This window comes from Methylomonas sp. HYX-M1 (genome assembly GCF_040741385.1).
GTDB classification, from domain to species: domain Bacteria; phylum Pseudomonadota; class Gammaproteobacteria; order Methylococcales; family Methylomonadaceae; genus Methylomonas; species Methylomonas rhizoryzae.
The window spans coordinates 4,135,037-4,158,066 of sequence record NZ_CP160405.1; the positions used below are offsets into that span (position 1 = coordinate 4,135,037).

Consider the following 23,030-nt stretch of genomic DNA (forward strand, 5'->3'; position numbering starts at 1 on the left):
CATGCAGTCGCCATTCAAGCCGTTAAGCGTGGCGCTGGTGCTATACGTGTCGCTAGTGTCTGCGGCGCACGCCACTGCGCTGAATGTGCTACAAATTTACGATCTGGCCTTGCAAAACGATCCGACCTTGCAGGAAGCGGAAGCGAATCGCAATGCCTTGTTGGAAGTCAAGCCGCAAAGTCTGGCACGCTTGCTGCCGTCCCTATCCGTGGTAGGCAGCGTCAACGCCAACCGCTACGATACCACCAACACCTTCAGCCGCCAGCAACTGGGCTTGCAATATTTTTGGGACAGCCATGTGTCGCTTAAATTGTCGCAACCCATCTACCACCACGATTACTGGCTGCAACTCAGCCAAGCCGACAACCAGATTGCCGAAGCCGAGGCGGAATTCGTCGCCGAGCAACAAAACTTGCTGCTGCGCAGCGCAAAAGCCTATTTCGGCGTGTTGCTGGCGCAAAACGCCCATACTTACGCCCAGGCCGAGCAACTGTCGCTAGCCAAGCAATTGCAGGAAATGCAACGCCGCCTGGCGGTGGGCGCCGGCGCCTTGCCGGAAGTACAAGACGCGCAAGCCGGGTTCGACCAGGCGCTAGCCGAGGCCTTGGAAGCGGAACGAAAACTGAAAGCGGCCCGCAACGAATTGACGGAAATCCTCGGCGTGCCGGTTTCGGCGCTGACGCCGTTACGCCAGGATTGGCAACCGGTGACGCCTGAACCGAACAATGCCGCCGACTGGTTGCAATGGGCCGCGCAAAACAACTTATCCTTGATAGCCGCCGGCCATCATGCCGAAGCGGCCAGAAAAACCGTGGAAGTACAATTCGCCGGCCATTTGCCGACTTTGGACTTGGTCGGCAACGTCGGCACCACCGACACCGACCGACCGCAAGGCTTGATTTCCAACTCGCAAACGGTCGGCCTGCAACTGAACGTACCGATTTATCTCGGCGGCATGGTGGATTCCAAAGTCCGGCAAGCCGAATTCCAGTACCAAGCCGCGTTAAAACATGTCGATAAACAACGCCGGGCTGCCGAGCGGCAAACCCAAGACGCATTCGAAGCCGTTCAAACCGCCATCGGCCGGGTACAGGCATTGGCCACCGCTCGCCAATCCGGCGAAATCAGCGTAGCCGCCACCGAAAAAGGTTTGGAAATCGGCACCCGCTCGGTAGCGGAGTTGTTGACGGCCAAACGCAATCTGGCTCGCATCCGCCGTGATTACGAACAAGCCAAATACGATTACCTGTTGAACAGCCTGCAATTGAAACTGGCGGCCGGGCTATTGGGCCGCAATGATTTGGAAGCGGTCAACGCCTGGCTATCCGAGCGCTGACCTGAGCTGCCGTTATTTATTGAGGGTGGCCTCGATCAAGACCAGCAAGCGCTTGACGCACTCGATTTGGTTGAATTCGTTAACCACCAATTCGCGGGCCGCTTGAGTGACTTTACCGGATTGCGCCGGCTTGGCGTCCAACTGTTTGATAACCGCGTTAACCAAGCCGTCGCCGTCGAAAAATTCGAACAAACTGCCGGTTTTCCCTTGCCGGATGAACTCTTTAACCGGCGCGGTCGCCGAGGCTACGATAGGCGCACCGCACGCCATGGCCTCCAACAGCGACCACGACAAGATGAACGGATACGTCAGATACACGTGGGCTTTGGAGACTTGCAACACTTCGCGGTACTGGTCTTTATTCAAAAAACCGACCAAATGCACCCGGCCCGGATCCAGATAAACCCCGACCTCGTCCAGCATCATGTCCTGCCAGGTATCGAAACCTTCCGGCTCCGCACCGTAAGAAGCTTGTTCCTTACCCATGATGATCACGTGCGCGTTCGGCCGTTGCGCCATCAATTCCGGCAAGGCGCGCATGAAGGTATGGAATCCGCGCACCGGCTCCAGCGAGCGGGCGGCATAGGTGATCACCTCGTCCTTGCGGGTCAGGGTAATGTTTTTGTTGTCGATACGAAACTTGGCCTTGGGATTGGGTTTGAAGTATTCGGTATCTATGCCTTCGTGCAGTACTTGGATTTTGCTTTGCGCCCATTTCGGAAAGGTTTTTTGTTGCCATTTGGTGGGCGCCCATCCGGCGTCGGCCACGTCCAGGGCTTGCAGCATCGCGGTTTTTTTCATCCTTAGTTTGGCCAAGGCTTCGATATCGGATTTTTCGAATTCAGGGTCGAAGTTATATTCCTGACCCACGGTGTTATAAAAGTATTCGAAATAACAAATTAATTTGACGTCCGGCCAAACGTCTTTGATGAACAAGGCTTCGCCCCAACCCGGATGAACGACGATCACGTCCGGCTTATAGCCCTTCTCTTTAATGCGGACCAATGCGTCCGCCACCGCTTCTCCCCGTAACACTTTGGCTTCCGTATCTTGCAGCAATGGATGAATGTCCGCTTGCGGCTCGTGCTGAAACCGGTATGCCGCCACGCCGACACCCTCTATCTGGACTCGATTAGGGGGTTGTTTCAAGGCCAAAACCTCGTGGCCGCCGACTTTAACCAAATAATCCACTATATGGCGAAATTGAGCCGGAAAGTTTTGATGTATAAAGAGAATTTTCATTCGTCCGTTCGTGTTTGCTGTTGGTTTTCGCGTAGAGCGGGATAATCCGATTCGGCCAACGCGCGACCGCGCGGCGGCATGGCCAATCCGGCATGGCTGTAATTTTCCAAATTCAGATTAGGATTGTAATATGGGTCATCGATAATCCAATGCCGCCATTTTTGCATGAATTTGTCTTTTTCACGCGCTAAGCGGCTACGCCGGTCCGGTTGCTTGTCTTTGCCGCGGCTGGCCGACTCGGCGTGCAGCAAGGTAGCATCCGGGGTCCAAACGATGCGCTTGCCCAAACTGCGTAATTTCAAACAAAAATCCACATCGTTGAAATTGACCGGGAAATCGGTCTCGTCCAAGCCGCCAACCGCCAAATAATCGGCTCGCCGGCATAGCAAACAAGCTCCCGTCACCGCGCTGACGCTGCGGGTAATTCGATTATAATCGAAATAGCCGGGATCATCGCGGTACCAGTTGTTGCCTATATGCCCGACCAAGCCGTGCAAACCCAACACCACGCCGGCGTGTTGCACCATGCCGTTAGGCCACAACAATTTGGCACCGACCGCGCCGACTCCGGGCCGCAACAAATGAGTAACCATCGTTTTCAGCCAACCCGCGTCCAACGCTTCTATGTCGTTGTTGATCAAACCGATCAGTTCGCCCTCGGCCAGCTGCACCCCTCGGTTGTTGATCGCCGAAAAATTGAAAGTGCCGGGATAAGGCTCTACCCGCACCGCACCGCCGCGGCTTGCAAGTTGCTCAAGGTAGCTCAAAGCCTGCGGTTCGGCACTGTCGTTATCCATGACGATGATGTCCAGATGCGGATAATCCGTGCCGGCCAGGCTGTCGATGCAACGGCGCAACAAATCGGCTTTGTCCCGGGTCGGGATAATCAACGTGACTTTCGGCCATTCCGCCGGCTGCGGCCAAGACAAACGCGGCGGCCGATGCTCGCCGGGCAAACGTTGCATACCGGCGGCCAGCACCTCGTCACAGGCATGCATGGCTTGGGCATGCTCCGGTTGCTGTGGTGCGCAACGCCGATACAACACCTTGGCAATATGCCGAATCGAAGCGACTTCGTCTCCCACCGCCCGCACCGCCAACCATGGCCAAGCGTTCGGGTCTTGCAAGGCTTGGCTCGCCGTTGCGATAAGTTGCGCACGAACGCCGAACAGATAATGCAACGGGGTCGCGGCAAGAAACAAATCCGGATCCCAATCCGGTTTGAACCAGGGCATGATCCTGCCGTCAGAGCCGAGGTATTCACAGTCGCTATAAACAACGTTCACCTGCTGTTCGGCGAATGGTCGCGCCAACTCCGCTAGCGCATCGTCCAATAACACATCTCCCGCTTCTACGAAACTTAAAATTCCTGCGAAGTGGTTCGGACCTTGTTTGATTCGTTGCAGCCATTGGCCGGCATCGACATATAGGATGCGGGCGTCCTTGGCCGGTTGCCGGGCTGGGGCGCTTAGCACCCAAGCCTCCCAGTTACTGTGGGTTTGCGACAGTAAGCTGTCGATAGTCACCGAAATATCGCCGGCGCCAATCACCGCGACTAGTACCGGCATCGTATCGCTGTGCGCGGGCGATGCCGCGGCGAATTTGCGCCGCCAAACCGGATACGCGGAAAAGTCCATGGAAACCGGCACATGCCAGACATAACGTTCCATCATGGCGCTAAGTATGCGCCGGTCGTCGTCCGGCAATGCCAGCGCCGCCGCCCATGATTTCACGCCGGCGGGCAAAAACACGCGCAACGGACTACCGGCCAGCGGCTTGCCGCTGGCAGTGACCACGCGGACTTCGTGCACGCGGCCGTCGGCCAACGAAAACGGCAATGTCAGGCTGAAGCCGTGCGCAACGCCGTTGCCGGAATCGGCTTCCGGTTCGGCGCTGGGTTCTTTGGCCTCGCATTCGGCCAGTAGCGAGTCGCCTTCGTAGACGCGCACACTCAGTTGGGCTTGCGGCTCCATCAAATCCCAGGCCCAACCCCACAGCCTTAAACTGCCGTCGTTTTCGACATAATCGGTCTGGCTAGGCAACGGTCTATCCGCTTCCAAGCGGGTGAACACGCTGCCGGGCAAGCAGTGATCGTGGTTGCTGATCCTAGCGTCGATTCTCGCTACACCTTGCCAAACGTAGCGCGGAACCGGGAATATGAAAAAATGGCCTTGGGCGCTATCGGGGAGCTCGGCTTGTTTGACCGGCATGTGGTGCCCGGCCCTGACGGTGCCTAACCATTGTCCGTCTCCGCAAACATCGATAACGACCAAAGCATCCGGATTGCGATTATCCAAGGCCCAGCCCAGCAAATAATCGCCGTTGCGGCCCAATAAAGCACCGCTAAAACGGCTATCGCCAACAGAACTTGTCATTGCTAATGAGTGAAGTGGGTTTCTTGTAATAAAGGTATGTTAAGTCGACCAGCGACATCGTGGGCCAATTTACGCTCGTATTCGTCATCGGCAAAGGCGGCAATAGCTTGAACGTGGTAAAGCTCCAGCTTGCCGATGATGTCAGCGGTATCGCTAACCTCGACCAGATGGACATTGGGCCAGCGCCGCAAATCGTTGTCGCTAATGCTATGGCCGAATATGAACCACTGTACATCAATTTGCCTCTCCCAAGCGTTTTTCACCTGCTGCTGTAAGCGATAGTAACCGCTGGATGAGGCCTGACCGAATACCGCCACCCGCATCGCCCTGACCAACACGCTTGCGCCCGGTTTTTTACGATTTTGCCCTTTAGCCGCAGACCGAGCGGGCTTGTCGATGTCGATGCGCTGTGCCAATTCAGGAAAACGCTTACTGTGGGCTTCGCCTATCTCGTCGTTCAGGGCAGTGATTTTTTCCGCGCCGCCCAATAATCGTCTGGCGCGCGACAACCAGGCGTCCATCCCTTGGTAACCGTATGCCAAAGGCCCGAATTTGTGCACGCAGGCTTGGCAGATCGCAATATCCGCAGGATCGGCGCAGGCTGTTGCCTGCTCCTGCAAGCGGTACCGACGCGGGCAATAAGCGCTATAGTCATCCAATCTCAACCGATAGGGCAGGAAACCGTTGGTGAGAAAATCGAGCGGCCGGGCCGGCCAATCGGCCCATCCGGAAATGTGCAGACAGGAAAAGCCGGCGGCTAATAGGTCTTGCTGCAATTGTTCGCCTTGCTCCGGCCAATCGTAGGAAATGACCGCTAAGCCGGTGATGCCGTACATCTTTAAATTCAAACGCCATTGTCCCGGCCGATGTTCAACGGCGTTCAATTCAAACCTCGGGCCGTCCGGGTCGTCAGCATCGGTAGGCGATAACGTCAGCACCGCCTTGCTGCCGGCCGCCGTTTGCGCCAACCATGTTCGCTGCAATTGCCGGCGCAACGGTCCTAATGGATCGGTATTCAAAAAGTGGTCGTATTCGGCCTCATGCCCCGGATATTTGGCATACAGCTTAGGCAAATTTTGCGCGACCAGATGGGCTTTTTCCGCGCCGAAAGACTTGCTGCCCCAATGCACCACATAGGTGTTCGCCGCACAAACGTTACGCCAGCCGGCTTGCCGAACCCGCAAACACAAGTCGGTATCTTCGCCGTAGCCGCGTCCGAACAGGAATTCGTCCAATCCGCCGACCCGATGCCAAACAACCCGTTTAATGTACATGCAAAACCCGACACCGGCCGGCAAGTCGATCACTCGCTCCGATGCAATGACGCGCAATAACGCGTCCAACTGCTCAGCCTGCCGTATATCGCCTACCGGATTATTTTTCATGGCTTGCGGATAGCTGACCAATTCTCCGAAATTAGATAGCGGCGTGACCGTGCCGATGTCTTCGCTTTGGTATGCCGCCGCGTGCAGCCTGTCCAACCAATAATCGAATACCTGGGTGTCGGCGTTCAACAAAACCAAATCACGGTTGTCGTCCAGACTCGCCCCGGTATTCACCGCACCGGAAAATCCGGCATTGATCGGCCGCAACAGCAAGATAATCTTTTTATCCGACGCCAGGCGTCGCAGTTCTCGACCTAGTTGCGGATCGGGCGAACAGTCATCCACCACCACAATTCTATAAGCGATATTGGTTTTAGCCGACAGCACGGACTGAATGCATTGCAGGGTTTCCTGACGACCGCCATATACCGGCACGACGACATCAACGGCTTCGGAAATGGCAACGCGGGTTTGGACTACTGCCTGTGCAGGTGTTACCGACCTCCCTTGGATCGGGCAACCCCAAAGACTCACTCCTGCGATGCCCAGCCTCAACAATGAAAATTCGTCCGGCAATTGGAAGCGAAAACCATTCAAGCCGTCACCTATCCCCAATTGTTGCAAGCCGGGTGTGGCTATCGAACATTCGGCTTCGAAGAAGTTTCCATCTATTTCAACTTGTAATGTCCTACTAGGCATATCTCGCCGGACAGCCCAACCGCATATAAACTCGCCGTCGCGCCAAACGCAACCAAAAGCGGCCAATTCCGCCGCGTTGACCCATTCCGCCACTTCCGGTTCATGGGCTAATTGCGGCGCCAATCGTAAGATGTTGGTCAGTGTGCGCCGATACAAATCCCGGTAGCGGACCCTATCAAGACAACAGGCTCGCAACAACGCGCGAGCAACGTCCAAATTGGTAGGCAATAGTTGCAATGCAGCACAATAATCGGCTAGCGCTAAATCCAGTTTATCCAGCCTTATCAAGGTATTGGCTCTGACTAACAGCGCACTGGCTTGCGGAGGGGATGTCAGCTGACAGGCTCGCTCCGAGAACGCTAAAGCATCCGGAAGATTTCCCGCTTCGAGCGCATGGAACGCCAGTTCCAGTAAATCCGTCAACTTAGTCGGCAAACAGAACTCGGCGGCAACGGCTAAATCTATCATCAAAAAATTCGGACAAAAAAAAGGCAGGCTTTTTAGGCCTGCCCCGGTTTTAACAATTTAGACTGTAAAACTCTTAGCTAAGAAACTCCTTAGCTACCTGGGTTAAAAAAGTCGTCAAGTTGAGTCAAACCTACGGTTTTAATGCCGCCATTGCTCAGCGTACCATTCGAGTCGAATACGAATTTCTCGAAGTTGCTGGCGTTAATCACACCGCCGTTTTGCAACGTAATCGATACGGAAGTACCGGCAACCGTTACGTCGGCAATATCGACAGCGCTCAAGTCAAGTTTGTCATTGCCCGCACCGCCGTCTACCACAGCGGTACCGACGAATTTACCGACCAGCTTGACGATGTCGTTACCAGCGCCTGTATCAACAGTATCACTGCCGGCACTATCGGAGCCATCACCCAGGAATACAAGGTCATTGCCGCCGTTGGTTTTAATATTGTCGTTACCGTCGCCGGTTGCAACAGTATCTTTGCCATCACCGGTAGTAACAGAATCGTTACCGTCGCCGGTTGAAATAAAGACTTTCTTGGTATCTTGAACAGTCAGGTTATCATCGCCGTCGTTGGTAGAAATGGTGCCTTTGAATTTTTTCGCACCATCGCCAGTTAGAGTGAAGGTAACATCGCTGTTGTCACCAAAGACGATAGACTTAACACCTTTAAGGTCGTTTTTGCCGGCGCCAGAAAAGTTAACAGTGGCAGTACCGCCAGTACCGGTGAACAGAGCGAGTTTATGCCCTGCTAAGTCACTAGACGAAGAGGTATTACCAAATTCGCCAACGGTTACTTTGCCGCCACCCAGCGATTTGATGATTTGTTGCGCAGTTGAAAAGGAAAGAGTTGAGTCCAGTAAATTATTTACCGCTTCTTGTTTACTGATACCGTCATCGTAATTAGATGCCATAAGCCCCCCATAGAGAAATTAAAAATTTTTTAACAAAAGTTACCGCGGATTGTAAGGAGTTGTAACAAAATAATTCTGTGAAACATCACCAGAATGTTGCCCGCGTCACAAAATTTACAGGTACGCTTATTTTGTTCCATCCTAAGTGGAAGCCACTCGCTTACCAGTGTAGTACAGAACCCACAAAACCAAAGTACGAATTCATTGTAAAGGTGTTGTGGCCATTTCACAACATTGTTAATGTGTTAAACGATAAAACCAGCACTGAACAATGTGTTTCTTAACCCGCTTCCCTGCTCTTTTGACAATTAGCTACATACAGCAGCTAATCGCGCAAAACCGCGTTGCGCCGGTCGCTCTGCTTGCGAATGCCGCCTAATACCCACATTTGATAAATAGACACTGTCCACATGAACGCAAACGACGCGCCCAACCCAGCCCCGGCCAAAATAACTAGCCAGGCAAAATGCGGATTGATTTTGGTCAACCACCAAGAGGCAATGTCGACCAACAAAAAAAGATAAGGCATGACTATTGCCGGATACTTAAGGAAATACGGCACACCCGTGGAAAACGCAAAAATTACGCCGACAAACATGAAAATGAAGCTGATGCCGAACAAATGGATGTGCGACAACCGGGTTAACGATTGAAACGTAGCGCCCTGACTGGATTCCGCCACTTTTTTAAGGTTTTCCAATTTGGAAAAATCCGGCAACGAACCGGCATTCTCGTTGTGGCAAGCCACACAGTTTTTATCGACTATCGTTTTGATGGACTCCCAATAACCGGCTTCCAACGCACCGTCGCGCACCCACTGAATCAATTTGAATCTATCTTGTTCAGGAGCATTAAATTTCATAGACCCGTTTAACTTAGATTCTAACACGGAACCCGAGCGGTCTCCGTAGTAACTATACACTATATCTTCCAAAGATAAACCGAGTTTTCCATCGGCCATGCCGTGGGTCATCAGAATCTGCCCAAGTGCCATCAAGTAACCGACTGCGATAGTGACCAAGTAACCGGTGAATAACAGCTTGATCGACAGACCGAAGCTGATCAAATTAACTCCCTTGTACGCGTATTTGACGGGTATGTCAGCCTCGGCCATAAAGTTCCCCTCTGTAATTTGAGGCGGTCGGCGGCGTCGAATAGCCAGCCGACCGCCAGCGTGCCTTTTATTTACCGGTATTTTGATAATAAAAGCCTAGCTGCTCGATTTCTTCGTTGGTTAAATTTTCGGCAATCAAGCGCATTCGCCCGTAGATATCGTTATGTCTCTCACCGGATTTGAACGCCTTTAGCGCAGCCGTCGTATAGCTAGCGGCTTGCCCCGACAGTGCCGGCATATCCATGACTTGTCCCTGCCCGCTACTGCCGTGGCACACCTCGCAAGGCGGCAAAATGCGTTCGCGGTCCCCGGATTTCACCAAGGTCTCAGCCGCTTGATAAACCATCACGCTACGCGACTGAAACGCCGGAGTTTGAGAGGCATACCACACAGCCAGATTAGCCGCATCCTGCTTGCTAAGCCCTTTTGCGATACCGCCCATGATTACATCCTGCCTATCCCCGTTTGCGTAATCCTGCAACTGCTTATAGAGATAAGTCGCCAACTGGCCCGCTAACGATGGATACGCCCCTGTGACACTAATGCCTTTATCGCCGTGACATCCGCCGCACGATTTGGCCAATGCTTCGCCGGCCGCCGGATTTCCCGCTTTGACGAAATTTAATTGTTCCGCCGTCCATGCCACTTGCGTCGATGGTTGTGCGGCTAGCGTCAATGACCAGCAACAGGTTGCAATAAGTACAAAGCTTCTCATGACTATACCCCCCATCTACCGGAACCGAAGGTTTCCATGAAGAAGAATTGCAAAATCGGATACCCGAAAGCCAACAGCATAAAGGCCGCAATCACGATGTTCCACAGCTTGAATCCATTCAAGTAAGCGGGCAATGCGCCGACCGGATGAATCGGTTCGGCATATTCCACCTCGCCTTCAAAGCTACCGCTACCGACTTGGGTTTGATACAAGTTATAAAGCAACAGCGCCGACGATGCCAGCAATATCGCACCACCGAATATCATCGCCGCCTCGTACGGCTCCCACGATAACACCAACAAGTTGTTGTAATTGACGCTATCGATGCGGCGTGGCTGGCCCAGCAGCCCTAAAATATGCCATGGCGTGGTCATGATGATCATGCCTATAAACCAAATCCACAGCTGAGTAATCGCCAACGACTGGCTGAACAAGGGCTTACCGGTCAAGATCGGCCAAAAGTAATAAGCGATGCCGAAATACATGATGATGGTAGTACCGCCGAAAATCAGATGAAAATGGCCGGAAACCCACGCGGTATTGTGTACCATGGCATTCATGGCATAACTGGCGTTGACCAAACCGCCGAAGCCGCCGAAAATCAACATCAGCAAGCCCAGGATAATCGCCAACACCATAGGATTATCCCACGGCAAGGCGGCAATCCAACCGAACAAACCCTTGCCGCCGTTCAAACGTCCTGCGATTTCCAAAGAGGCAATGACGGTAAATCCGGTAATGAAAGTCGGCAGGGTAACGACAAAGGTGCCGATCGCATGCACGATCTTCCAGCCGTGGCTCTGTTCCGGATCCATATATAAATGGTGAAAGCCTATCGGCAGGCTGAACACGACCAGCAACATGAAAGCCGCCCGAGCCATTTCGTCGCTGAACAAAAAACCGCCGGCCTGCTTAGGTACCAAACAGTAAAACGCGGTATAGGTTGGAATCAACCAAAAATAAACGATGGGATGTAAGGTCCAAGCAAACAAAGTGCGTGCCAAGCCGGCGTCTATTGTGTCTATCCAGCCCAAGGCCCAGGGAATCAGCTGGAATAACACTTCCACGGCCACTCCGGCACTGGTCCAAAGCCACAAGATAGCGTTTCCGGTAGTCGCAAACATCGCCAGCGGTACCGGCTGCCCCGGATGGGCGGCTTTCCACTGTGCATACATCACGATCATCGACACACACCAAAACCACGAACCGACAACCAACAAAGTGGCGCCGATATAAAACGCCGGGTGCGCCATCAGCGGCGGATAAAACGTGAATAAAACCGATGCATTCCCGGTCAGCAGCGGGCCGGCCGCCAACACCACGCCCAATAGCGACAGTGCAAAGCCGCCCCAGGCAAACGACACATTCCAGATCGGCAACTTAAGCGTTGTAGTCGCCACGTAATAGCCGAAGCCCATGATAAAAAAAGTGGTCAACACAAAACCCATCAATACCCCGTGGGTACTGACGGAGGCGTAATACACTTCCCGCGACTCCAAAAAACCGAAAAACCCGCTTCGCTCCACCACCTGATACAAGCCCATGACGGCCGCCAAACCGAATGCGGCGAAAGCCACCCAGAAATGGCACAGCGCCAACTTTTTTTCCGCCACATTAGCCATGATTCTCTCCCCCGGTCCGATTTATCGTTTGCCACTTCTCTTTGCCGACCACGCTGATGTTGCTCCACATATGCGCATGCCCCATGCCGCAGTATTCATTACACAACAGCGGATATTCCCCGGTATGTTTCAACTCGGTAGTCAGTTGCGCCACATAACCCGGCACTATCATGGTGCTCATATTGGTCATCGGAATATGCACCCCGTGCAACACGTCTAAACTGACCCAACGAAAAATCAGTTTGGTCTGGGCCGGCAAAGTCAAGGTTTTCGGATAAAAACCATAACGCCCGGCGACCATACGCACGGTCACACTGCCGTCCGAATTCTGTTGCGGACCCAAATGATCCTCGGCAAATTCTGCCGATAAATGCAAACGCGCCGAATCGATGGTTTCCACGTTACTCGGCGCGTGTATGCCGTGAAACAGTGCCGACGTCAAAATCACCAGCACAAACAAGCCGGCTATGCCGAGCGCGATATTCGCCCAACGCCTTTCCAATTGATCGATATGCATACCGCCCCCTAACCGATATGGCCGCGCGGGATGAACACCCCGTAATACATCATTAACCAAGCGATCACCATGCCGGCCCCGACTATCAGCATCAACGCCCAGGTACCCACCGGCGAACTCTCCAGGATTTTCCTACGCTCTTCTTCGCTTAATTGGCTCATTACTCCCCCCCGTGGAAAACAATCTACGTAGCCTAATCGTAGCCAAAAAAACATAAATCGCCTAACGATCATACGGATATATCGTCTCCGCGAACAATCAAGGGCATGACCCGAGCGGACAAGACTTTCGTTGCGGCGCCAGCCTTTCGAATCGCAACCTGGCCGCGCTAACCACGTATTTCGGCGAATGTTTGCGGAAACCTTACGCGACAACCGCGCTAGCCGGCTTCCTTGTTGGCGAGCGGCTATTGTCGGCGCGCCCCTTGCAATCCGCCTGTGTGCAAGGCGACGATACGCTGGCCGGCAACGAAGTAATCTTTATTAAGCAAATCGTAGATTGCATACAAAGCTTTTCCGGTATAAATCGGCTCCAACGGCACATCGTGTGTGAGCCTAAAATTCGAAATAAAATCGGTCAACTCCGGGCGAGTTTTGGCGAATCCGCCACAGTGATAGTTCAACAGCAACTCCCAGTCGCATACCGGCTGCAGCCGGCCTAGCAACGCCGGAATATCCCGATGCAAGAACTCTCCGCCTTTTAGCGCCGCCACGCCGAGTATCTTAGTCTCCGCGCGAGCCGCGCCAATCAAGCCCGCCAACGTAGTACCCGTACCGCATGCGCACACTAACACGTCGTATGCGCAATCCAGCTCCGAGACGATTTCGGCCACGCCTGTCAACGCCTGCCGCGACGCCCCGCCTTCCGGAATCCAATAACTGCCCGCTTGCAAATTCAAAGCGCCGGCCGTCACGTCCGAATAACGTAAATCCCGATAGGCGCTTCTGGAAACGAAATGCAATTGCATCCCCCAACGCTGCAAATCTGCCAAAGTCGGGTTGAGCACCCCGGGCCGTTCTCCGCGGATGTAAGCGGCCGAATGCAGCCCCAGTTCGCGCGCAGCGAAAGCGAGAGCGTGCAGATGGTTGGAATAAGCTCCACCCATGCTGACTACGGTATGCGCGCCGGCATACAGTGCGTCGTTCAACGGGTATTTAAGCTTGCGCCATTTATTGCCGGATATGACGGGATGCAATAAATCGTCGCGTTTGAGCCACAACTCGACGTTATGCGCACGCGTCGCCGAATCGACAATCCGCGACAGTGTAGATACCCCCAGTTGCCGCTGCAGCGCTTGTAAACGCGGATGCAGCGCCGTCATTGGGCTTGTTTGATTGCCCAGGCCAAATCCGCCGCCTGCCGATTCGGCAATATGTCGTGCACCCGAAACAGCCGCACGCCGGCCATCACGCCCAGCGCGGTAGTCACGGCGGTAGCGGTAACCAATTCGGACGGCTCGGAGACATTGCAGATACTGCCCATGAAGCGCTTCCGGCTGGTACCGAGCAATACCGGAAAGCCTAAAGCCGCGATTCGCTGCAAATTCGCCAATAAATCGATATTGTCTTGCTTGCGTTTGCCAAAACCGATGCCGGGGTCTATCGCAATGTTGCGCTCGGCAATCCCGGCCGCCAAGGCCGCATCGATTCTACCTTGCAAGCCATCCGTCACTTCGGCGACCACGTCGTCGTAATAAGGATCGAGCTGCATGGTCTTGGGAAGCCCCTGCATGTGCATCAATACGATAGGCACATTTCTATCCGCCGCCAGCGCTAAAATCTGCGGATCCACCACCCCGCCGGAAACGTCGTTCACCAGAGTCGCGCCGGCCTGCAATGCCGCTTGCGCCACGCAGGCGGACATGGTGTCTATGCTGATCGGCAATGCCGGATACACGCTACGAATGGCGGCGATAACCGGCACCACTCGGCGGATCTGTTCGTCGTGACTCACAGGATCAGCCCCAGGACGAGTCGACTCGCCGCCTACGTCGACGATATCCATCCCTTCCTCCAGCATGGCTTGCACCCGGCACAAAGCCGCGTCGGCGCCGGAATAGCGCCCGCCATCCGAAAAACTATCCGGGGTGACATTCAAAATGCCCATTAATTGCGGCGCCGATAATTGCGTAAACATAAACCTCTTAACTCCTGAAATACCGAGCAAATATTGTATACGCGATTAACCGTCCGGCAGCTCGGCCGGCTCGGGACCCAAGCACTAAGCAAAATGGAGCGGCTGCCGCCGCGGCTCACGGACTAAAGATTGTGCCGAAGCGGCCGTCGGACGGATGCGGAGCACTACCCAGCCAGCGCGCTATCAACAGCGGCACCTGTTGCGGACAGTCGTTGCGCAACAACGCCGCAGCCGGTTCCACATAGTCCAACAACGCTCGGTCCCGCGCCAAATCGGCGATTTTGAACTGAATTTGTCCGGTCTGCCGGCTGCCGATAATTTCGCCGGGACCGCGCAATTCCAGATCCCGCTCGGCAATCACGAAACCGTCGTGAGTTTCTCTGAGTATCCCCAAGCGTTGCTTGCCGGCTTCCGATAACGGCGACTGGTACAGCAGCAAACAATAGCTGTCCAGATTGCCGCGCCCCACCCGTCCGCGCAACTGATGCAATTGCGACAGCCCCAAACGCTCGGCGTTTTCGATGATCATTAAGCCGGCATTCGGCACATCCACCCCGACTTCAATCACGGTAGTCGCCACCAACACCCCGAACAAGCCGGATTTAAAGGCCTGCATGGCGGCCTCTTTATCGGCAGGTTTCATCCGGCCGTGCACCAGACCGACCTTGGCCTGCGGCAGCAGCGCACGCAAACTCTCGGCGGTTTGTTCCGCCGCTTCGCATTGCAGCTGCTCGGACTCTTCTATCAAAGTACACACCCAATACGCTTGTTTACCGGTTGTCAGCCAATGAGCGATACGCGCTACGACATCGGCGCGCCGTTCGGACGGCAGCACGCTGGTAGTAACCGGCCGGCGGCCGGGCGGCAACTCGTCGATGACGGAAATATCCAGATCGGCATATTGCAACATTGCCAAGGTCCTTGGAATCGGGGTAGCGGTCATGACCAGCTGGTGCGGCGCCAAGCCAGCCGCTTGGCCTTTAGCCCGCAAGGCTTGCCGCTGGTGCACGCCGAACCGGTGCTGCTCGTCTATGATCACCAAGCCCAATTTGTGAAATTGAACCGCATCCTGAAACAAGGCGTGCGTGCCCACCACCAAACCGGCACTGCCGTCGGCCAGCTGCTGCAATATCGCCGCCCGGGCCTTGCCCTTACTCTGCCCGCTCAGGTACAGCAGCGCATGGCCGCTATCGGCAAACCAACTTGAGAAATTGCGAAAGTGTTGCTCCGCCAATAATTCGGTTGGCGCCATCAACGCTACCTGATAACCGGAACTCAAAGCGGCCAAAGCCGCTAATGCGGCCACCACGGTTTTACCGGAACCCACATCGCCTTGCACCAACCGCAGCATCGGCTGCACGCCGGCGCAATCGGCTTCGATTTCGCCGACGACTCGAGTTTGGGCACGGGTCAACGTGAACGGCAAGCGCATCAAAAACGCTTGCTTGGCATGTGCGGGAACGGTAAAAACCGGCGCTTGCCAATGCCGGTATTGCTGTTTTCCCAGCCATAACGCCAAATGATGGGCTAAAAACTCTTCCAAGGCCAAACTTTGCAAAGCCGGCGAACTGCCGTCGGTCAGGGTAATTTCAGATAAACCCGGCGGCGGTTGATGCAAGGTCAGCAAAGCCTCGGACAAGCGCGGAAAACCTAACTGCCCTCGCAACTCGTCCGGCAACACATCCGGTAACGCGCTCGGGTCGCGTAAACACAGCTGCAGCGCCTGCTTGACCGCCTTGCGGATACTGGCCTGATGCAAACCTTCGGTACCCGGATACACCGGGGTCAAGGCCGGCTCGGCAGCCGTCTCGCCGGACGCCAGCAACCGATACTCGGGATGAATCATTTCCAAGCCGTTAAAGCCCATGCGGACTTCACCGAAACAAGCCAATTCGACGCCTGGCTGCAACTGCTGGATTTGTTGGGCGGAAAAATGAAAGAAGCGCAAACTCAAAAAACCGCTACGATCGCCGATCCGGCAAATTACGCTGGAGCGGCCGCGTTGCTGGGCGTCGATAAATTCGACGGCGCCCTGCACCAAAGCGGTGCCGCCCGGTATCAAATCGCGAATGGCGACAACGCGCGTCCGATCTTGATAACGTTGAGGTAGGTGAAATAGCAAATCTTGCAGAGTACGGATGCCGAGTTTTTGCATCCGCGCGGCGGTCTGGGAGCCGATACCGGCTAAACTGGTCACCGGCTGTTTATGCACTTCCCCGCTAGGCATCAATGAAAAGGCGCCGGTGCCGGCGCCTGATTAACGTCAGTAGTACTCGTCTCGCAACATCATCACGCCGTCCATCTCAACGCCGACGCCTTTGGGCAAAGCCGCAACTCCGACCGCCGCGCGGGCCGGATAAGGTTCTGCAAAATACTCGGCCATGATGGTATTGACGATGGGGAAGTTCCCCAAATCGGTCAAATAGACGTTCAGCTTGACGATGTCCGCAAAATCTCCGCCGGCTGCTTCGGCCACTGCCCGAAGGTTATCGAACACTCGGCGAATTTGCAGCTCGATGTCCCCGTCCACCACTTGCATCGTTGCCGGGTCCAGGGCAATTTGCCCGGATAAATAAACAGTGTTGTCGATTTTTACCGCTTGCGAATAAGTGCCAATGGCTTGAGGCGCCAACGGCGTGGAAATGATGGTTTTTTTCATGCTTAAGCTTTGATGCGAGTGATTTTTAGAACAATGGATAATTTTTTCAGCTTGCGGATGATGTTGGCCAAATGTACGCGGTCGCGCACCGCCAACGTTAATAAATCCACCGATACCCTGTCGTCTTGACTGACAACGGTGATGTTTTCGATATTGGATTCCATGAAGGAAATGGTAGACGCCACGGTGGCCAGCGAACCGCGTTGGTTCAAAATTTCAACTCGGATTTCGGCCGAAAATTCGCCACTCGCTTCCGGACTCCATTCCACGTCTAGCCAGGTGGTTTGCTTTTTGCGTACTTCGTTGCTGTTGCGGCATTCGTGGTGATGCACGACTATGCCTTTACCCGGATTGAAAAAGCCGATGATGGGATCGCCCGGAATTGGCCGGCAACACTTGGCCAAACTAACCACCATTCCCTCCGTACCCTTGATGATCAACGGCGATTTATTACGCGGCTCGTGCCCGTCCAGTTTGACCCCGGTATTGCTGCCGATCTGACATATGTGTTTGGCGACCAGAAACGGCATGCGATTGCCCAAGCCGATGTCTTCCAATAGATCGTTCAACGAATGTTTACGCAAAGAATGCAAAACTTGCATGATTTGCGTGTCGTCCACTTCGTCCAAAGTGATGTTGGAACTGTTCAATTCCTTTTCCAACAAACGCCGGCCTAGATTGATCGCTTCCTGCTGATTGAAGTTTTTCAAATACGAACGGATACAGCTGCGGGCTTTTGCCGTCACCACGTAATTCAGCCACAAAGGGTTGGGGCGGGCCCACGGCGCGGTGATGACCTCTACCGTCATGCCGTTTTCCAATTTGGTTTGCAGCGGCACCAGCTTTTTATCTATCCTGGCCGATATGCAAGCATTGCCGACGTCGGTATGCACTTGATAGGCAAAATCCACCACCGTCGCGCCGCGCGGCAACTTGATGATTTTGCCCTTGGGCGAGAACACGAACACCTCTTGCGGAAACAGATCGACTTTGAGGTTATCGATAAACTCCAAGGAGTCGCCGGCCGATTTTTGAATCTCCAACAGCTCGCGCAACCATTCGTTGGCCCTAGCTTGCATGGTCTCGCTTTTTTCGTGGTCGGATTTATACAACCAGTGCGCGGCAATGCCGGACTCCGACAAACGATGCATTTCGTGGGTGCGAATTTGAATTTCGATCGGCACCCCGTAAGGCCCTTTCAATATGGTATGCAGGGATTGATAACCGTTGGCTTTGGGCAAAGCGATATAGTCTTTGAAGCGTCCGGGTATCGGCTTAAACAAATTGTGCACGCAACCCAAAGCCCGGTAACAATCGTCGACCTGATGGCAGTAGATCCTAAACGCATACACGTCGAAAACGTCGGAAAAGGAAATCTTTTTACTGACCATTTTATGGTAGATGCTGGCGATATTCTTTTCCCGGCCAGCTACCGAACAGTCCATCCCGGTCTCGGTCAACCGGTTTTGTATCGCGTTTTGAATGGTATCGATGATTTCCTTACGGTTACCGCGAGACTTTTTAACGGCATCGCTCAGCACTACAAAACGATTGGGGTACAAGGCTTTGAAGCCTAAGGTTTCCAGCTGGTGACGAATATCGTTCATGCCCAATCGGTTAGCGATGGGGGCATAAATTTCCAAAGTTTCTTTGGCAATCCGGCGTTTTTTATCCGCCGGCATATTGCCCAGGGTTTGCATGTTGTGCAGACGGTCCGCCAGTTTGACCACGATGACGCGTAAATCCTGCGCCATCGCCAAAAACATTTTGCGGACGTTTTCCGCCTGCGCCTCGGCCCGCGAACGGCTATCGATTTTGGACAGCTTGGTGACCCCGTCCACCAAATCCGCCACTTCGCTGCCGAACTGTTCGGTCAACTCCGCCTTGGAAACCGGCGTATCTTCAATAACGTCATGCAATATCGCCGCCATGATGCCGTTGGCGTCCATATGCATACCGGCCAAAGAAATCGCTACCGACACCGGATGACAAATATACGCTTCGCCGCTTTTCCGAAACTGCCCGGAATGAGCCTTTGCGCCAAACCGATAAGCCCTAACGATATTAGCCACCGCGTCTTGATCGAGATACGCGCTCAACACCTCGCACAACTGATGCAGCAGCTTCTCTTCCGGATGCTCTACGTCCGGCAGCGGCGGTAATGCGTGCGCGATCTCGACCATACCTGCGATCAGATTTCCAAATAGGTATCGGAAACGTTGCCGCCGCGGTGTAAACGATCTACGTTCTCTTCGTTAACGTAACCGGCCGCGATTTCCCGCAAGGCAATGACGGTATCTTTGTCTTTACCGCGCGGTACGAATTCGTCGGCGCCTTTTTCCAGTTGTCGTACCCGCTTGCTGGCCAACAACACCAGTTTGAAGCGATTTTCCACGTGTTCTAAACAATCTTCCACAGTAACGCGTGCCATCTAATAACCTTCTAAAATTTGAGATTGAATCGGATTGTATCGGCTAAACGAACCGAATGGGAAACAAAACCGGAAACAGCGCGTTTCTCTGAGTGCGGCAAACATCTGAAAGCCACTCCCCAACGGACGCAAGCCGTGTTGAGCCGGTTTGTTTTACCGCATTATAAGTACAAAGTGACGGAAAATAAAAAGCCCGCAGAAGCGGGCTCGTCCTATTGGTTATTATTGTTGTTTTTAAGTCGGACGTCTGCCAATAATGGCAGCTTAGTCAAGCAGTTACTATTGTTGTTATAGTTATGAGCCTTAGTTACAGGCCGCTCCCTCCCCTCAAAGACATGATCCGAAGATCGTGTGCACCCCTATTAAGGTGGCGACAGTCTAGGCAAATTTTTTTGTGATGTCCATTAAAAATTGGCTTCGCCCACGAAAATTAGTTTCGCCCCGAAATTAACATTTGGAAACAAAAACTTGTGTATATTAGAAACACCTAATTCATATTACCGCAGACTTTTCCGCTCTTGCTCTTCGCTTAAAAAGAAATTCAAGCGCTCGTCCAAAATCGCTTGTAGTTGATAGCTCAAATGCTTTTGCTGCTTGGCCAAGCGTATTTGGGTAATGGCTTCTTCAGTATATCCGCTCGCATAATAGTGCTCGGCCATATAACGGTGCGATTCGGCCTGCTGGCCGATCCCGGCCGAGATTTGCGCCATCAGCTCGTAATACATCGGCTGTCTTTTCCAACGCTCAGACAAACCCGCCAACACCTGCTTCGCTTGCTCCGGCTGATTATTTTTCAGCAGGCAACGGGTAAACTCGATTTTAATCGCATCATCGTTAGGAAACAGCTGAATCGCTTTGCCGAACAGCCGGTTGGCCATCTCGTAATCCTGGCTTTCCAGCGCCGTGCGCGCATAGGCGGACAAAAAATGCGGCTGATCCGGATAACGGTCCGCCAATGCCTGAAACACCGCCAAAGCCTTGGGGTACTGCAAACTTTTGAGATAGACTAAACCCATGCCGTAACGGGCGACAGCACGCTGCTGTTCGGTGCCTTGCTGTTCTAACGCGCTGAAATAACGTTGCGCGGCGGCTTTGTCCTCGGTAGTCGCGGCGTATAGCTTGGCCTTGGTTAAGGAATAACCCATGGAATCGGGATATTGTTTGTAGGGATACACCTCGGCGCGGCCACGGGTATCGGCAATCCTGCTTTCGGAAACCGGGTGGGTGCGTAAAAACTCCGGCACGCCCTTACCGTAATAACGCGTCGATTGCTGTAAACGCTCGAAAAAAGTCGGCATGCTGCGCGGATCGTAACTCGATTCGGCTAAGGTTTGCATGCCTACCCGGTCGGCCTCTTTTTCGTTGTCCCTGGTGAAGTTGATTTGAAATTGAATGCTGCCCGCTTGCACCGCCATCAATGCCGCCTGACCCATCCTAGGCGATTGAGTGCCGATTAAAATGGCCGCCAAGGTGGCAGCCACGGTCGGAATGGACATTTTGCTGGCCGCTTCGATTTGCCGATACAAATGACGTTGTGTCACGTGACCTATCTCATGCGCCATGACCGAAGCCAACTCGCTTTCCGCCTCGGTCAGCAAAATCAACCCGGAATTGACCCCGATATAACCGCCGGGCCCGGCAAACGCGTTGATGGTAGGATCTATCACCACGAAGAAATGAAACGGCGTCGACGGCGTATCGCTGTGCGCGGCCAATTGCCGGCCTATCGTCTGGATGTATTGTTCCACTTCCAGGTCCTGGCTGATTTCCGCTTGCGAATGTAAATTCCGGAAAAACGCCTCCCCGAGCTGCGCTTCTTCCACCGGCGAAATCAAGGCGCCGGCCGAATCGCCCATTTCCGGCAACTGGATTTTTTCGATTTCTATGGCCTGCGGCGGCGATGGCGCCAAAGCCAACAAGATAGCGGTCGTTAATAAGCGTAGTCTCATGGCGAAAACAAGCAGTCGAGAAATAAGGCCGCCGGACCGATCCGCCCAAAACGCGGGACAAGCCGTCCGGCCGATACTAAAATGACGCGATTATAAAAGAATTAGCCCGGGCAAACAGCGACATGAAGTACGCCATTTTAATCAATTGCAGCCCTGAGAGCTCGGACGCCAGCCGAGTCGCTTACCGCTTCAGCGCGGCAGTCCTGCAAAAAGGTCATCGAATTTTGCAAATTTTTTTCTACCGGGACGGCATACACAACGCCTTACGTTATGCCTTGCCGCCGGAATCTCAAACACCTGCCGCAGAGCAATGGTCGCAACTGGCGGCGGAGCACGGCATCGATTTAGTCGTGTGCATCTCCGCCGCACAACGGCGCGGGCTATTACACGCGGACGAAGCGCAACGCCGGGGGGCATGCGACGACAATCTGGCGCCGGGCTTTAGAATCGCCGGCCTCGGCCAATGGTTGCAGGCCTCCATGGAAGCGGACCGCCATCTGGTGTTCGGTTAAGCGATGAAACGTTATTTGTTCATCATGCGCCGGCCTCCGCACCAAGGCTATCGCTTGGCGGAAACCTTGGACCTGATCCTCACCACCGCCGCTTTCGACCAACCAGTCGGCGTTTTGTTCTGCGACGGCGGCGTGCTGCAACTGGCGCCCAACCAACAGGCCGAACCGGCGGATTTACGCGACACGGCAGCCACTTACGCGGCATTCTCGGTATACGGCATCGACAAACTCTATGTGGAGCAAGAGTCGCTCAGCCAAAACGGCTTGGCAGCCGGTGCGTTGATCCTACCGGTTCATCCGGTCCGGCGCCGCGACATAAACAGCTTAATCGCCAGCCACGATATTGTGGTTCCCGATTGAGGCGCCCCATCGCGACCGGCTTTCGATTAAAATTCAGCGCAGCCCTTCTTCCGGAGACTATGACCATGATCGACGACGCGCAAGAAAAACGGCGTTTTTTTCGCATCAGCGATACGATCAATCTTTTGTTTCGCCGCATAGACTCCGAAGAAGCAAGACGCCACAGCTTGGCCTCGGACCGCATATTGGAAAGCTGCAGCTTAACTACCGCGATGAGCATATTAAACCGGGAAGCGGCCCTACTGGCCCCGCGTCTGGAACGGCGCGATCCCGAAATGTTCGAATATTTGAAAATCATCGACAACAAAATTAATGTGCTGACCCAGAGCTTAAGCAGCAACGACAGCGATTTTTCCGACAACGACCGCTGCGAAGTCAATTTGAGCGCCGCCGGTATTGCATTCACCCATGAACAAGCCATTCCGGTCGGCACGATGCTGGAATTGAAAATGCTCTTGACCTCGTCCTTGGTGGTAATCGTAGCGATAGCCCGCGTCGTACAATGCAAAGCACCTCCGGACAAGGATGCCGGAGTCTATACGGTCTGCGCCGAATACGAAAATCTGCGCGAAGAAGACCGGGAATTGCTGGTCAAACACGTCATGAAAAAACAAATGCAGCAACTGCGCGATAAAAACACCCAATAGCCCCGTTCC

At 53.9% G+C, this 23,030-nt stretch carries 20 protein-coding genes; 4 read left to right on the forward strand and 16 right to left on the reverse strand.

Going from position 1 to position 23,030, the window contains the following annotated elements; genetic code table 11:
* The first annotated feature begins 1 nt into the window (after position 1).
* The gene (locus tag AB0A83_RS18570; RefSeq protein ID WP_367154940.1) at positions 2–1,336 is read left to right on the forward strand and encodes a TolC family outer membrane protein; all 1,335 of its coding nucleotides are present in this window, start codon (positions 2–4) and stop codon (positions 1,334–1,336) included.
* Positions 1,337–1,348: 12 nt separating this feature from the next.
* Here AB0A83_RS18570 and AB0A83_RS18575 read toward each other — a convergent pair whose 3' ends face one another.
* The 16 genes from AB0A83_RS18575 to AB0A83_RS18650 all read right to left on the reverse strand — a co-directional run bounded on the left by AB0A83_RS18575 (position 1,349) and on the right by AB0A83_RS18650 (position 21,502).
* Complete coding sequence (locus AB0A83_RS18575) at positions 1,349–2,578, reverse strand: glycosyltransferase family 4 protein (RefSeq protein ID WP_150051004.1); 1,230 nt, start codon at positions 2,576–2,578, stop codon at positions 1,349–1,351.
* Positions 2,575–4,953: a glycosyltransferase gene (locus AB0A83_RS18580; RefSeq protein ID WP_150051006.1), complete on the reverse strand. Its 2,379-nt coding sequence runs from the start codon at positions 4,951–4,953 to the stop codon at positions 2,575–2,577. The genes AB0A83_RS18575 and AB0A83_RS18580 overlap by 4 nt, the downstream gene beginning before the upstream one ends.
* A gap of 2 nt (positions 4,954–4,955) precedes the next feature.
* Positions 4,956–7,445, reverse strand: coding sequence for a glycosyltransferase (locus AB0A83_RS18585; protein WP_367154941.1), 2,490 nt, complete (start codon positions 7,443–7,445; stop codon positions 4,956–4,958).
* A gap of 89 nt (positions 7,446–7,534) precedes the next feature.
* Positions 7,535–8,359 carry a calcium-binding protein gene (locus tag AB0A83_RS18590; protein WP_150051010.1) on the reverse strand — a complete coding sequence of 275 codons (825 nt, stop codon included), beginning with the start codon at positions 8,357–8,359 and terminating at the stop codon, positions 7,535–7,537.
* A gap of 325 nt (positions 8,360–8,684) precedes the next feature.
* Positions 8,685–9,473: an elongation factor-1 alpha gene (locus tag AB0A83_RS18595; RefSeq protein WP_150051012.1), complete on the reverse strand. Its 789-nt coding sequence runs from the start codon at positions 9,471–9,473 to the stop codon at positions 8,685–8,687.
* Positions 9,474–9,540: 67 nt separating this feature from the next.
* Positions 9,541–10,188: a c-type cytochrome gene (locus AB0A83_RS18600; protein WP_150051014.1), complete on the reverse strand. Its 648-nt coding sequence runs from the start codon at positions 10,186–10,188 to the stop codon at positions 9,541–9,543.
* Between the two features lie 2 nt (positions 10,189–10,190).
* Positions 10,191–11,810 (reverse strand): b(o/a)3-type cytochrome-c oxidase subunit 1, encoded by a 1,620-nt coding sequence (locus AB0A83_RS18605; RefSeq protein ID WP_150051016.1) that lies wholly within the window; start codon positions 11,808–11,810, stop codon positions 10,191–10,193.
* Positions 11,803–12,327 (reverse strand): cytochrome C oxidase subunit II, encoded by a 525-nt coding sequence (locus AB0A83_RS18610; protein ID WP_150051018.1) that lies wholly within the window; start codon positions 12,325–12,327, stop codon positions 11,803–11,805. Before AB0A83_RS18610 ends, AB0A83_RS18605 begins: the two co-directional genes overlap by 8 nt.
* Positions 12,328–12,335: 8 nt before the next feature.
* A complete protein-coding gene (locus tag AB0A83_RS18615) occupies positions 12,336–12,488 on the reverse strand; it encodes a hypothetical protein (RefSeq protein ID WP_190303195.1) in 153 nt (50 codons plus the stop codon).
* Positions 12,489–12,733: 245 nt separating this feature from the next.
* Complete coding sequence (locus AB0A83_RS18620; protein ID WP_150051020.1) at positions 12,734–13,648, reverse strand: pyridoxal-phosphate dependent enzyme; 915 nt, start codon at positions 13,646–13,648, stop codon at positions 12,734–12,736.
* Positions 13,645–14,463: a dihydropteroate synthase gene (gene folP, locus AB0A83_RS18625; protein WP_367154942.1), complete on the reverse strand. Its 819-nt coding sequence runs from the start codon at positions 14,461–14,463 to the stop codon at positions 13,645–13,647. The genes AB0A83_RS18620 and folP overlap by 4 nt, the downstream gene beginning before the upstream one ends.
* A 115-nt stretch (positions 14,464–14,578) precedes the next feature.
* Positions 14,579–16,690, reverse strand: a complete 2,112-nt coding sequence (gene recG, locus AB0A83_RS18630) for an ATP-dependent DNA helicase RecG (RefSeq protein WP_367154943.1) — start codon at positions 16,688–16,690, stop codon at positions 14,579–14,581.
* A 36-nt stretch (positions 16,691–16,726) separates the two neighbouring features.
* Positions 16,727–17,122: a RidA family protein gene (locus AB0A83_RS18635; protein ID WP_150051026.1), complete on the reverse strand. Its 396-nt coding sequence runs from the start codon at positions 17,120–17,122 to the stop codon at positions 16,727–16,729.
* 2 nt (positions 17,123–17,124) lie between these two features.
* Positions 17,125–19,305: a bifunctional (p)ppGpp synthetase/guanosine-3',5'-bis(diphosphate) 3'-pyrophosphohydrolase gene (locus tag AB0A83_RS18640; protein ID WP_150051028.1), complete on the reverse strand. Its 2,181-nt coding sequence runs from the start codon at positions 19,303–19,305 to the stop codon at positions 17,125–17,127.
* Positions 19,306–19,313: 8 nt separating this feature from the next.
* Complete coding sequence (gene rpoZ, locus AB0A83_RS18645) at positions 19,314–19,553, reverse strand: DNA-directed RNA polymerase subunit omega (RefSeq protein ID WP_150051030.1); 240 nt, start codon at positions 19,551–19,553, stop codon at positions 19,314–19,316.
* 497 nt (positions 19,554–20,050) lie between these two features.
* Positions 20,051–21,502, reverse strand: a complete 1,452-nt coding sequence (locus tag AB0A83_RS18650) for a M48 family metalloprotease (RefSeq protein WP_150051032.1) — start codon at positions 21,500–21,502, stop codon at positions 20,051–20,053.
* Positions 21,503–21,624: 122 nt separating this feature from the next.
* Here AB0A83_RS18650 and tusD point away from each other — a divergent pair, with 122 nt between their 5' ends.
* Genes tusD through AB0A83_RS18665 form a run of 3 tightly spaced genes read left to right on the forward strand, consistent with a single transcriptional unit; the run spans position 21,625 to position 23,021 of the window.
* Positions 21,625–22,014 (forward strand): sulfurtransferase complex subunit TusD, encoded by a 390-nt coding sequence (tusD, locus tag AB0A83_RS18655; RefSeq protein WP_150051034.1) that lies wholly within the window; start codon positions 21,625–21,627, stop codon positions 22,012–22,014.
* Positions 22,015–22,017: 3 nt separating this feature from the next.
* Positions 22,018–22,374, forward strand: coding sequence for a sulfurtransferase complex subunit TusC (gene tusC, locus AB0A83_RS18660; protein WP_150051036.1), 357 nt, complete (start codon positions 22,018–22,020; stop codon positions 22,372–22,374).
* 59 nt (positions 22,375–22,433) lie between these two features.
* Positions 22,434–23,021, forward strand: coding sequence for a PilZ domain-containing protein (locus tag AB0A83_RS18665; protein ID WP_367154944.1), 588 nt, complete (start codon positions 22,434–22,436; stop codon positions 23,019–23,021).
* Positions 23,022–23,030 lie beyond the last annotated feature (9 nt).